16 protein-coding genes are annotated in these 12,551 nt (G+C 51.1%); all 16 read left to right on the top strand.

From position 1 onward, the window contains the following. The first annotated feature begins 58 nt into the window (after nucleotides 1-58). The 16 genes from AC3ITG_RS21285 to AC3ITG_RS21210 all read left to right on the top strand — a co-directional run bounded on the left by AC3ITG_RS21285 (nucleotide 59) and on the right by AC3ITG_RS21210 (nucleotide 12,549). Nucleotides 59-667, top strand: a complete 609-nt coding sequence (locus tag AC3ITG_RS21285) for a scaffolding protein (RefSeq protein WP_489251281.1) — start codon at nucleotides 59-61, stop codon at nucleotides 665-667. A gap of 54 nt (nucleotides 668-721) precedes the next feature. Continuing rightward, a complete protein-coding gene (locus AC3ITG_RS21280) occupies nucleotides 722-1,648 on the top strand; it encodes a major capsid protein (protein WP_489251280.1) in 927 nt (308 codons plus the stop codon). Between the two features lie 18 nt (nucleotides 1,649-1,666). Further along, nucleotides 1,667-1,891 carry a hypothetical protein gene (locus AC3ITG_RS21275; protein ID WP_489251279.1) on the top strand — a complete coding sequence of 75 codons (225 nt, stop codon included), beginning with the start codon at nucleotides 1,667-1,669 and terminating at the stop codon, nucleotides 1,889-1,891. 16 nt (nucleotides 1,892-1,907) lie between these two features. Then, nucleotides 1,908-2,291 (top strand): hypothetical protein, encoded by a 384-nt coding sequence (locus AC3ITG_RS21270; RefSeq protein WP_489251278.1) that lies wholly within the window; start codon nucleotides 1,908-1,910, stop codon nucleotides 2,289-2,291. After that, nucleotides 2,291-2,611, top strand: coding sequence for a hypothetical protein (locus AC3ITG_RS21265; protein WP_405153130.1), 321 nt, complete (start codon nucleotides 2,291-2,293; stop codon nucleotides 2,609-2,611). Before AC3ITG_RS21270 ends, AC3ITG_RS21265 begins: the two co-directional genes overlap by 1 nt. After that, nucleotides 2,611-3,015 (top strand): hypothetical protein, encoded by a 405-nt coding sequence (locus AC3ITG_RS21260; RefSeq protein ID WP_489251277.1) that lies wholly within the window; start codon nucleotides 2,611-2,613, stop codon nucleotides 3,013-3,015. The genes AC3ITG_RS21265 and AC3ITG_RS21260 overlap by 1 nt, the downstream gene beginning before the upstream one ends. Next, complete coding sequence (locus tag AC3ITG_RS21255) at nucleotides 3,015-3,389, top strand: minor capsid protein (protein ID WP_489251276.1); 375 nt, start codon at nucleotides 3,015-3,017, stop codon at nucleotides 3,387-3,389. Before AC3ITG_RS21260 ends, AC3ITG_RS21255 begins: the two co-directional genes overlap by 1 nt. 57 nt (nucleotides 3,390-3,446) lie before the next feature. Continuing rightward, on the top strand, nucleotides 3,447-3,977 hold the full coding sequence (locus AC3ITG_RS21250; protein WP_489251275.1) for a hypothetical protein: 531 nt from the start codon (nucleotides 3,447-3,449) through the stop codon (nucleotides 3,975-3,977). A 59-nt stretch (nucleotides 3,978-4,036) separates the two neighbouring features. After that, nucleotides 4,037-4,432, top strand: coding sequence for a hypothetical protein (locus AC3ITG_RS21245; protein WP_489251274.1), 396 nt, complete (start codon nucleotides 4,037-4,039; stop codon nucleotides 4,430-4,432). A 77-nt stretch (nucleotides 4,433-4,509) separates the two neighbouring features. Continuing rightward, on the top strand, nucleotides 4,510-4,719 hold the full coding sequence (locus tag AC3ITG_RS21240) for a hypothetical protein (RefSeq protein WP_489251273.1): 210 nt from the start codon (nucleotides 4,510-4,512) through the stop codon (nucleotides 4,717-4,719). Nucleotides 4,720-5,163: 444 nt separating this feature from the next. Then, entirely contained in the window at nucleotides 5,164-5,853 is a 690-nt protein-coding gene (locus tag AC3ITG_RS21235; RefSeq protein ID WP_489251272.1) for a phage tail tape measure protein, read from the top strand. 49 nt (nucleotides 5,854-5,902) lie between these two features. Beyond that, nucleotides 5,903-6,682: a PDDEXK family nuclease gene (locus AC3ITG_RS21230; RefSeq protein WP_489251271.1), complete on the top strand. Its 780-nt coding sequence runs from the start codon at nucleotides 5,903-5,905 to the stop codon at nucleotides 6,680-6,682. A gap of 178 nt (nucleotides 6,683-6,860) precedes the next feature. Next, complete coding sequence (locus tag AC3ITG_RS21225) at nucleotides 6,861-10,361, top strand: phage tail tape measure protein (protein ID WP_489251270.1); 3,501 nt, start codon at nucleotides 6,861-6,863, stop codon at nucleotides 10,359-10,361. After that, nucleotides 10,361-11,146: a phage tail domain-containing protein gene (locus AC3ITG_RS21220; protein WP_489251269.1), complete on the top strand. Its 786-nt coding sequence runs from the start codon at nucleotides 10,361-10,363 to the stop codon at nucleotides 11,144-11,146. The genes AC3ITG_RS21225 and AC3ITG_RS21220 overlap by 1 nt, the downstream gene beginning before the upstream one ends. A gap of 17 nt (nucleotides 11,147-11,163) precedes the next feature. Beyond that, nucleotides 11,164-12,306 carry a hypothetical protein gene (locus tag AC3ITG_RS21215; protein ID WP_489251268.1) on the top strand — a complete coding sequence of 381 codons (1,143 nt, stop codon included), beginning with the start codon at nucleotides 11,164-11,166 and terminating at the stop codon, nucleotides 12,304-12,306. A gap of 12 nt (nucleotides 12,307-12,318) precedes the next feature. Then, on the top strand, nucleotides 12,319-12,549 hold the full coding sequence (locus AC3ITG_RS21210; RefSeq protein WP_489251267.1) for a hypothetical protein: 231 nt from the start codon (nucleotides 12,319-12,321) through the stop codon (nucleotides 12,547-12,549). The last annotated feature ends 2 nt before the right edge of the window (nucleotides 12,550-12,551 follow it).

The raw sequence follows: 12,551 nt of genomic DNA, 5'->3' as shown, positions 1-12,551 counted from the left end.
ACTAAACTGCTACGGATACTATGCGCTACGCGGCGCTAAAACGCGGGAGGATACGACCATGAAAACCGAACATATTCGCACTAAGTTTCCGATGAATCTGCAGCTCTTTGCGGAAGGAGATCCGGAACCGACACCGCAAGAACCTGAGAAGACATTTACGCAGTCTGAACTAGACGCTATTGTCCGCGAAAGGCTCATGCGAGACCGTAAAGGACGCGAGGATTACGAGGACATTAAGGCTAAGTTAGCTGAGATGGAGGTTAAGCAGCCGGAATACGCGGCGGAAAAAGAAGCCGCTGAGAAACGCGCACAAGAAGCCGAGGAAGCTCGAAACAACGCATTAAAAACCGCGAATGAGCGCCTTGTCAAAGCAGAGTTTAAAGCTCTGGCGGCAACGGGCGAGCAAAAGATTCGCCTAGATGCGGTTGAAGATGCGTTTAAGCTGGCGGATATTTCCGGAGTTACGATCGATGATTCCGGCAATGTTGCGGGCATGGTTGATGTCATAAGCGCGCTGATCTCTTCAAAGCCGTATCTAGCGGAACAAAGCGTGGGATCACGTCAAATTGGCGGAGAGACCAACGGAGGTAGCCGTAAGATTGATACTTCCGGGATGAATCCACGCGTGAAGATGGCTCTCGGTTACTCAAACACGGGCAATAAATAAGAACCTTAGCGGTTCTGTTTCTATTTCAACTAAATAATAGGGGGATTTTTAACAATGGCATTGACACTTTTGGAATCTGCAAAACTTTCACAGGACACACTTCAACAAGGCGTTATCGAAACATTCGTTCAAAACGCTCCAGTCCTTCAATACCTGCCGTTTATGGAGATTCAAGGTAACGCTTATGCATACAATCGCGAAGCTTCCTTGCCTGGAGTAGCTTTCCGCGGAGTGAACGAAGGTTACGTGGAGTCCACAGGTGCGGTGAACCAACTGACTGAATCTCTGTCCATCATGGGCGGTGACGCTGACGTCGATAAATTCATTCAGCAAACACGCTCCAATGTTAATGACCAACGCGCAATTCAGACTGCATTGAAAACAAAAGCGGCGGCTTTCAAATTCCAAGATACCTTCTTCAATGGTGATATCGCTACTGACTCCAAATCCTTCGATGGATTGAAGAAACGTCTTACCGGTTCTCAGGTGATCACAGCAGCTACAAACGGCCTAAATATCGAGGACGTTGCTAACTATGACTTGTTCCTTGAGGCACTTGAAACGTTGCTGTATCAGACGCGAGGTCGTGCGGATGCACTTTACATGGACTCCAAAACTAAAATCCGTTTGAGTACAATCGCAAGGAAACTCGGATTCCACGAAAACAGTGTGGATGTATTTGGCAGACCGGTAACTGCTTTCAACGGCGTGCCAATCTTCGACGCAGGAGATAATGCTGCCGGCGATAAGGTAATCGGTCACAACGAAACTACCGGCACAGCTTCAAACACAACTTCTATCTACGCGGTAAAATTCGGAGCAGACGAGTTTACCTCCGGCCTGACAAACGGCGGCGTGATGGTAACTGACCTGGGCGAAGTGCAGGATAAGCCGGTTCTGCGGACGCGTATCGAATTTTACACTGGTATGGCGCTGTTCGACGGTAAATCCGCTGCTCGTCTGTCCGGTATCATCGTCTAATAATCGGGAGGTGCGCAGATGTTCGTAATCAAAACGCCGAATCCGAATTATGACGGAGTTACGTGCGGCGTAAAATTCGAAAATGGCACGGCCGTAGTTGAGGGCGAAAACCTGCGCAGGGTTCTCGTTAACGACTACGGCTATTTGTCCGAAGCAAAACCGGAGGAAAAGCAACCGCAAGAAGAGGCCGCGCTTAAAGCATCTAAGCCTCGGAAAGCAGCAGCCAAACCCTCCGCTAAATAAAACGGAGGTGTGAGGCATGGCTCTAACAATAACTGCAGCAGACGCGTACATCGGCCTTAACGTGATTGACACGGAGGGGTGGGAAGATTCAGACGCCGCCAAAAAACAACGAATGTTAAATGTGGCCGAGCGAACACTGAATCGTCTCTACTCAAAGTATACGATTCCGGACGCGGCTGTGTACGAGTTCGCTGCGGCCTTATCTGTCGTCTTTAGCGATACGATGGTGCAGGCACAGCGTGGCGTCCAGTCGACAGCAATAAGCGGAGCGGTTTCAGTCTCGTTTGGTGTTGGCGAAAGGAAATTAACGCAATTAATTCCGCAATCATGTCGCGATATTATTGGAGACGAGAATGGCGTTAAGCTTTCTGCGCAACGCTTCGGGAGGTTGATTCCTTAATGCCAGCCATCCCGCTGCGTCAGACCGTCATCATATCGCCTTTTCTCGGCAATGATCCGGATTACAACGAGCCAATTTATGGAGACGATTACGAAGCGAAATGCCGCTTTTCCGAAGGCGTTAAACTCGTACGTAATAGCCGCGGAGAAGAAGTCGCCAGTGTTGGCGCGTTCCTTTTCGATAAGCTTCCGCGCATTGATATCTCCGACAGACTCACGTACACCGACGAAAACATGCGGACGATAACGTACACACCCATTTCGATAAGTGTAAAACGGTGGTTCGGCGGTAAGCCCGCATTAACGGAGGTGAACGTGTAATGTCGCTGGAGTTCGATATGGGCGGATTCTTTAAAGCGCTGGACTTTTCGAAAGATAACGTTCAGGCTGCGGCGGTTCTCGGAATGCATGACGCGACTGACTCGTTGCTTGAGAAGGCGCGGGAAGAAGCTCCGCTCGACAAAGGTACGCTGAGGGAAACGTCAGGCAAGCGCGTAACCGTAAGTCCGACCGGAGTTACCGGTGAGGTTTATTTTAACGCAACTGAGCGAGGTAGTAGCGGGGATCGCGTTAACTACGCGCTAATAGTCCACGAAATGGATACGTTCAAGAATCCGACGACTCCCGGAACCAAGCCGAAGTATCTCGAAGATCCCTTAACGCAAAACGCATCGAATTATCAACGCATGATTGCGGATGCGATTCGGAAGGGGATGGCGGAATAGTGGCGATTTTAGGAGTGCCGGATATCACTGCGTATCTGCGCGTAGCTATCCCGTTTACTTACGTAGCTAACGAGTTCGCGGCAGGCAATCCGGACGACTGCGCATATGTGCGTATGAGTGGCGGATATGAGCCCAGCGAATGGACGAGTAAGCGAAGGCCCGCGTTTCAAGTGCTGGTGCGCGCCAAGTCATCGGCTAAGGCTACGCAAATAGCTGACGCGATATACGAGGATATGGCGAGTAAAGGCGAATTTCACTTCGGGAATGTCCGCGTAGTTAAATGTCGCGCGAATCAGTCCTCTCCGATATATCTCGGCAAAGACGCGAACGATCGCACGATGTATTCATTAAATTTCACATTGACAACGATTTAAGGCGGCTCTTAGTGGGCGGCCTTTTTGCGTTGTCCAAATACGAGGAGGAACTTATTAATGGCACAAAACTTTTCCAAGATCGAACTCGGCCCAGCCATCGTTGAGTATGGTGATGGCGTTGGTAAGGTGACGTTCGAAACTACAATCGGTGGTGTATCGTTTACAACTGAAACGACTTACCGAGATCAACTGACGGACCAAACGGGCGAGACTGTCGTAGGTAAACGGATCACCGGCCGTAACTGCAGCGTTACTATCCCATTCGCGGAATATGAGCTATCCGTTATTCCGAAAATCATGACCGGAGCTACTGTCGTAACGGATGGTACGGATTCGAAGATTGAAATTAAAACGGGTGTCGGTATGAACTTGATTGACACCGCCAAAAAAGCCGTAATCAAACCTCTTGCGAAGATTAACGATCCGAACTTCTGGGTTACACTACCACTCGCGTACTCCGAGACGGACCTGAGCTACGCGTACGATAACGAAAACGAACGGATCACTAACGTCACTCTACGGTCGACTCCGGACGAGGACGGCGTAGTTGCGGTACTGGGCGACGAAACAATTACAGCAACACCGTAATAGAGCGATATAACGGGCGGTCCTTCGGGGCCGCTTTTACTTTAACGGAGGCGATAATATTGCGATTAATCGGCGCGAACAAATACAAGATCGGCGGCAAGACGGTAACTCCGCGCAAGATCACGATTGCACAATGGCGCGACCTATTCGATTCCATCCACGCAGTACCGCAACTCATCGTGAGCGTAATGACCGCTACTCCCGAGGAAAAAGCGACTTATTTCGTTACTGCAGTACGCGAATCCTTCGATGATATCGTGCGCGTGACGGCCGTCCTGACGGGCATTGACGAGGAGTACATTGAGCAACACGCGTCATTCGACGAGCTGGTTGCGTATTACGGTGCGGTCGCGAAGGCGAACAATTTCGGTGAATTGTTAAAAAACGGGCGGAGCGTCTTGAGTCTGGCGGGGATAAACGCGGTACCAACTCCGGACGCAGCGAGCGAAATGTAACAATAGATGAGTTTTTCATAGAGTGCGCGGTACGTCTCGGCAAATCCCAAGTCGAGTTCGAATCGGGCTATTTCGTCATGGACATTTTTACCGCGCTGGAAGCAAAACGCAAAGTAGATGCGGAGGACTGGCTGACGACGTTATCGGTGCAGCACGCGACCGGCGACGACATGAAGAAACTCGTAGGAAGCCTGCGGGAGAGAGCCGGCATGAATACCGCGAGCAAAGCGGAGTTTGACGAATCAGGATTCGAAGCCATGCGGAGGCAGTTACGGCTCGGACAATAACGAGAGGTGATAACGATTAGTACGGTAGATGTCGGCGGAATACGCGCGAAGTTAGAACTTGATGTGTCCGGGTACAGTGCCGGAATTGCCAACGCAAAGGTTAAAACGATGGAACTCGGATCAGCCGGTAAACAAGCAGCTACGGAGATTGAACGTATCAGTGACGCGCGTTCTAAAATCGCGCAGCTTACTCCGGTTCTTGAGAATGTCAACTCGCGGATCGAGCTACAACGCAAGAAGCTCGCGGAACTCAAAGCGTCATATGCAACGACGTTTGACTCAACCAAGCGCAGTAAGCTAGAGGCGCAGATAGTCAGTACAGAGGGCGCGTTACTAAAGCTGACGCAATCCTCAGATACTACCGCGAAGAAAATATGGTCGCTTGAAGATGCGATCGACAATTCCGGCAAGCTGGCCGCGGTATCTTCCGCGAGTTTCAAGGATATGGGCGATAAGCTCCGCCAAATGGGCGCCAGTTCTTCGAGCGTAACCGCGATTGAGCAGTCGCTTAAGCGCGCTAATCCCGAGGTGTTAAGGCGGGAACTTACCGAGATTACGGCGGAGATGAAACGACTCGGCGCAAGCGATACGGATATTGAGAAGGTAACGCGGGAGATTGAGAGAAGCGGAAAGTCAGCGTCTGGTACTCGCGCAGAGATAAGGCAGCTTGGCGTGGCTTACCTCGCACTTGCCGCGGCTATGACCGTTGTCATTACGAAGGCTGTACAAACAGCGGCCGGGTTCGAGCAATCCATGGCGAAAGTCAAGGCGATTTCCGGAGCAACTGCGGAAGAGTTCGCGAAGCTACGTCAACAATCGATCGATCTGGGTGCTACAACGGTGTTTACCTCGTCGCAAGCCGCGGACGCCCAGGCATTTTTGGCCCAAGCGGGATTTAAGACGAACGAGATTATGGCGGCGATGCCTGGCGTACTTAACCTCGCAGCGGCGGGCCAGTTAGAGCTCGCAAGGACTGCAGATATCGCGTCAAATATCCTAACGGGATTCCAGCTTGATGCGGAACAAACCAGTAGCGTCGTTGACGTAATGGCGAAAACGATGACGAGTTCGAACACGAATATCGAACAATTGGGTAAAGTGCATTGCCCGGTCGCGAAGAAACTCGCGGCATAAACCACTAGGTGAATTCGGTGAAACCTTAAATATCCAAAGGAGGCTTGTGATGACAACGAGACGAAAGTCCTCAGAGGGCTTCCGTAATGAAGTCGCGGAGCTTACTAAAGGTGATTACGTAATCATTGGGGATTACACAAACAATAAAACAAAGATTGAAACAAAACACGTTACGTGCGGTAGCGTGTTTTTTGTTACACCTCACTCTTTATTGAACTGCTATAAAGCTCGAAAAGGAGGATGTCCGGTTTGCGCGCTAGAGCGGACAAGAAATGCAAGGCGCGGAGATAAGCACGAAGAAGAGACTCGCATCCAAACTCTTCTCGGAACTGACTATCGCATTTTGAGTGGGTATGTCAATTCACGCACAAAGATTAGAGTTGAGCATTTGGAGTGTGGAACAGTTTTCGAAGCTACTCCCAATAATATTATCAGCAAAGAGAGCAGGTGCCCTTGTAAAAAGAGGTCTAAGGGAGAGGCGCGTGTAGAGGCTTATCTCACGCAACTTAATTTGACTTTTGCACGAGAGTACAGGGACAGACGTTGTCGGGCTAAGAATACACTACCTTTTGACTTTGCCGTATTCGACCAAGAAACTCTTTCGCTACTTATCGAGTTCGATGGCGAGCAGCACTTTAACGCGAACTCATTCTTTGGGGGAGCGGAGGCATTGGTTGTTCGTAAGAGAAACGATAGGATCAAAACGGATTTCTGCCGCATCAACAGTATACCACTGTTGAGAATTCCGTATTGGGAAATTGATAATATCCCCGAAATGATTGACGCTAAACTGATGGATATGATGGCAATACCGAGCGAAGCCTGTTGAGAAATCGCAGGAACGTGTAACGACTAGGCGGAGTACTCTAAGTCTTCGGATATGAGGAAACGCCCACGAGCGCCTAGCACCGTACTGCAAAGAGGCAGCGGTGAAGAGATAGTCTGAGCTTACGGGAAACCGTAAGAAGCAGAGGATAAAGAGCCTTTGCGATAACAATCTGTATGCAATGAAATACGTAGCACCAATCGCAGCTAATCTCGGAGTTAGTGTAGAAGAGACGTCCGCAGCGGTTGCGAAATTGTCCGACGCCGGTATCCAGGGCGAAATGGCCGGTACTCAGCTCCGTGCAATTATGCTAAGACTCGCGAATCCAACGAAGGAAGTCGCGTATGTAATGAAGCAGCTCGGCGTCAGTGTTACGGATGCGGCCGGAAACTTCTTACCGTTTAACCAGATCATCGGGCAGTTCGAACAAGGCTTCGGTAAACTTACGGAAGCACAACGCGCTCAGGCGGCTAGTATCCTCGCGGGCCAAGAGGCGGCATCCGGATTCTTAACGCTAATCAAAGCGGGACAGGCGGACCTTGAGTCATTTACGGAAGAGTTGAACAACTCAGGCGGCACCGCGGAACGGATCGCAGAAGTCCAGATGGATACGTTGAATGGCGCGATTCAAGAGATGCAATCCGCGATGGAAGCGGTCGGAATCACGGTCGGCGATAAGTTTGCACCGGCAATCCGTAAAGGTGCGGAAGAAGTATCGCGCATGCTCCTTGGATTCAACGAGCTGTCTCCGGGAATGCAGACGGCAATCATCGCGTTTACGACGGTTACGCCTCTTATTGCAGGCGCGGTTGTAGCTATCCGGACGCTTACCGTAGCACTTGCGACATTGCAGGTTTCGGTGCCGGTATTGGCCGCGGTATCTCTCGCTATCGGCGCGTTGGTGGGCGGGTTTGCGCTGTACTCATCTAACGCTAATGCTGCAGAAGAGTCTGCGCGGAAGTTTGCAGATGCCCAACGTACACTGAACGAGCAACTCAGCGAATCACCTTTGCGGCGCTCCGTTGAAGAGGTCCAAGAGATGCAGACGGCTGTCGAGGAACTGACTAAGGCGCTTGAGTATCGTGCATCTATCGAGGAACGGATCAAAGAGATTCAAGCTTCCGGTGGGGAAGGTGAACTTCTCGGTGGAGTGGTTAGCGAGCTGGACGTCTTTACGGAGACTCTTACGAAAGCTGACGAGAAGCTGCGCGAACTGGGCTACGGCAGTGTTCCGGACGCTGAGGCGGCTATCGAGAATATGAACGAGGCCATTAAAGAGTCTACTCCCGCGCTACTTGCGATGAGAGAAGCCGAGATCCAAGACCTTATTGCGAAGAAAGAGAAGACCCAAGCTACCGAGCAGATGGTCGCAAGATACCGCGAGTTGGCGGAATCGCAGAATCTGGATGCCGCGCAGAAACAAGAACTCTCAAACCTAACCGCAGCTTTGCGTAAGGAGTATCCGGACCTCATCGCGCAGATAGATTCGGAAGGAAACGCGCGCTTAACCAATATCGGGATCATCGACGATCACATCTCCGCAGAGCGTAGTTACGTCGACGAGGCTATCCGACTAATGAACGTACAGATCGACGGAATGGCGAAGGTGGCCGAAGCTAACCGGAAATCAATCGCGGCTCAGATTACGAACTATCAGGCGTTATTGCGGACGATGAGCGCGGTGGCCGGAGCAGCCTCAGGCATGAAGCAGCAGGTAACGGCAATCGGCGGGATGTCCGTCAATCCAACCATCGAAGGGCATATCGAAAGTAACGCGGATAAATATGTTACCGACATCCAAAAACAGCTCGGTGGTTTGTCGAAGGACTTGTACGATGCGTCCCAGCACGAGAAGGAGCTCGCGCAGCTTAAGCAAGGACTAACGGACGGCTCAGCGTTAACTCGCGCGTCTGGTGCCGGCGTAGGTTCCGGAATAAATCTCGTAGAGGATAAAACCAAGAAAGCAAAAGACAAGAAGGCGAAGTCTCCGAAAGCCAAGAAAGAGAAGTCCGCAGCCGAGATCGCTAAGGAGATGCGCGACAAAGCGTATAACGCAGACCTCGCCACAATCCGTTATCAAGCGGATATGTACGATTGGTCTGCCGATCAGCAGATTAAGGCGTACGAAAAGTTGCGTAAGGCGCACGCGCAGCACCTTAAGGAAACGGTTGAGGACGCGCGGACACTCAATTTGCAGCTCAAGCGCCTGCAGGAAGACAGCGTTAAATCGCGCTATGACTTCTCGATGACATGGATTGATAAAGAGGAGCGCCGCATGGAGGATTCCGGCAAGTCCGAAGTGTCCATCGCGGAAATGAAAATCGCCGCACTAACTCGCGTAAGGGATCGCTATAAAAAGGATTCCGACCAATACAAAGACGCAGACGAGGCGCTGTACAAAGCGCGGAAAGAACTCGTTAAGGCGAACGAGAAAGCGGTAGCCGACGCGTACTCAGCCTCCGAAAAGTGGATCGGTAAGGAAGAGCGCCGCATGGAAACCGCCGGCAAATCCGAACTCGAAATCACGCAGATGAAGATTGACGCATGGACGCGAGTACGCGATCGCCACGCGAAGGATTCGGAGTACTACGAGAAGGCGGAGGACCAACTGTACAACCTACGCAAGAAGCTCGTTACCGAAACGCAGAAGCTCGCGGATCAGCTCCTGAAAACAGAGAAGACGAATATTGACGCCGCGTTGAAAGCCGATCTCGCTGCGATTGACGAGCGCAAAAAGGCGTACATTGCGGAAGTTGACGAGAAGATTGCGGCGATCGACCGGTTACTTGCGAAGGAGCAAGAGCTCAACGTTGACGCGGACTGGGAGACGCAGCGTTCCGAGAAATTGGCGCGCATTGACTTGTTATCATCCGCAGTTGGTCCGGAAGGTATCCAAGAGCGCGAAGACCTCATCAAAGAGGTAGCGCGCATGGAACTCGAACACGACCGCGAACTCCGCAAGCGCGAACTTGAATCGCAGAAATCCGCGCTGCAGGACGAGAAGGATACACGTACTTCCGCCTTTGACGCAGAGAAAACGGAGACGCAGCGCCAGTACGATAACTTGAAAGATGCGTTCGAGAATCACGCGGATGACGTCAAGTTTATTGAATCGGCAATCTCGGAGTTCCGGACGAATGCCAACGCGGAAGCTAACGCCACGATCTTATCTTCGCTTGACTCGTTTGTCACACAGTACAACGCAAAAATGTCTACGCTCAGTACCGGAGTTCCGACCGCCGGCTCTAACGTTGACCTCACGGAATACAACGCGAACAAAGACGCATGGGCTGCGGCTAAGGCTTCCGGAGACACGGCTGAGATGGCGCGATTAACGGCCCGTAACGAGGAGCTGCGTAAGCTCTATGGTATCGACAAAGACACCGGAAAGTTACAGCAATTCAAAGTCGGCGGAGTTGTTCAAGGCGCGCCTGGTTCCGCAGTTCCGGTAATCGCGCATGCTGGCGAAATGATCCTGAACGACGCGCAAATCGGCAACCTCTTCCGTATGATTGCGGCAGGTCCATCGGATACAGGCGCAGCTCCTACGCAGGTTATCAACCAGTTCGACATGTCCGTTAATGACGTGACTCTCACGGATCGCGCGGATACTGAAACGCTGTATGACGAGAGAGCACGCGCTGTCCAACGATTACAAACGCAAGGGGTGAAGACGCGCTAATGACGGAATGGGGCATAAAGATTAACGAGATTGACCTCGAAACGATCGGCTTCGCTTTAACCGAGCGGAGCCTACCCGTTCTTCCTGAAACGGAGGACAATACGGTTAAACTTGCGGGATCTGACGGCGTTATTGATTTCGGATCAACGTTTGGTCCGCGCGTAATTAACGTAACGCTATACTGCTTCGCGCAGGACTATCACGCAGCGCTTGCACAATTGGCGGCTATGATGAGCGTACATGGTCCGCAGATATACGTTGAGTTTCACGATTTGCCCGCGAAGAGATATCCAGTAGTTTATAGCGGGACACTATCCGTACAGGCAACCGGAAGTCGGACGATTAACCTCCCGCTCAAAATGAACGATCCGTGGCCGCAGTCCTTACGTGATACCGCGGTCAATGAGTACGGGCAAGGACTTTCGTACGGGCAAGGTTACGTATATTCGGATTACGCGCAGTTCTTTAACGCGGTTGGAACGATGCCGGTGCGGAACGAGGGAACATTACCGCAATCGCCCGTTATAAAGATTAGCGGCGCGTTTACGAATCTTACGATATCTAACGGTAGCCAAACGATAGTAATCAACGCAACAAGTACCGCGTCCGATACGTGGGAAATTAACTGCGAAAAATATACGGTTAAGAAGAACGGAGTCAACGCCTACGGATCGAGCAATGGCGTATTTTTTGCGTTGAATCCCGGAACAACGACGATTACGGTCGGAGGCGCGGGGCTTGCGGTATCACTTGCGTTCGTCTTCCGTTACAAATACCTCTACTAACGAAGGGAGCGCGGACAATGGCATTTAACCCTCAAACGATCAATAAAGAACTGGATATGGCGAACCTCGCGAAGCATAACGCGAACTATTCCGCTATCAAGACGGAGCTCGATACGCAGTCTTCGGCATCCTCTACACACGTAGCCTCACAGACTGCGCACGGGTCTACGTCGGTCGCAACCGCAGGCAAGATTATGCAACGTGACAGCGCGGGACGGGCGAAAGTAGCCGCGCCAAGTGCTTTGGATGACATCGCGCGGAAAGCGGAAGTTGACGCAGTTCAGGCGGGACTTGACGCACACAAAGCGGACAGTATTGCGCATTTAACTAGCGTTGAACATACGAAGCTGGCCGGAGTCGAGGAAGGCGCGGAGGTTAACCAGAACGCATTCGCGCAGGTGAACAACGTCGTGGCTGGCGCGGAATCCGATGCGTTGACTATCGCAGGTGGTATAGGAATTACGGTGTCCACTAATCCTACTACGAAGACGGTAACGGTAACGGCTACCGGAGAAGCTACGCCAGGTGCGCACGGACCATCGCATAATAACGACGGGGCCGATCCGATTCCGGATTTGGTTACGTTAAGAGACGAGTTCGATGCGCTGACGCCCGCGGGGATTGGCGCGGAGACGCCTACAGGTGCTCAGGCCAAGGTTGACGCTTTGGGCGCGGCGATTGATACACAGTTGGGGGAATCATCAACGGCAATGGAGACTCACAAAGCAGAATTAGTAACTGACATAAACGGCGTTCATGGACTAAAAATAGAAAGCGGAGTATTTACTCCTACTTTAGTAGGCTCAATTGCCGAAGGAACCCATTTTTATTGGGCACAGCTCGGATACTATGAAAAAATAGGAAAAACAGTTAACTTCCACTTGTACGTAGAGATTACCGAAAAGGACGCAAACATGAGTGGGAGTGTTAGTATTACTGGACTACCCTTTGTAACGGTTAACGACAATCGCAGATTTATCTCATGCTCGATTTCACATGCCGTTTTAACTAAAGGCACTAAACAGCTATCAGCCAGAATTAACCAGATGTCAAACAGCGTCGATCTATTATTTATAGAGGATACGACGAGCAACGTTGCCGCTTCAGCGATACTAAGTAACTCAGCTTTTATGATTTCGGGGACATACCAAACATTTTGAGGAGGCTAATCTATGGAAAAAACATATCTAGACATGCTTACGTCGGAGAGCGTAAGCCTGCGAAAGCAAAGTTTTGTTACAATTGACGGAAAAGACTACCCAATTGGCAACCCATGGCGCAGGGCATACATTAATAATTCACAAGGCAGAACTCAGGTTAACAGTGAGATTACTGAGCCTTATAGGGACGTTATCATGCTAATGTGGGGAGATGCACCGATGGGCGAGCCTCAACCAGAATAGGG

It is taken from the genome of Paenibacillus sp. GL_099_B (assembly GCF_057835695.1).
This window is presented reverse-complemented; position numbering and strand designations above follow the sequence as displayed.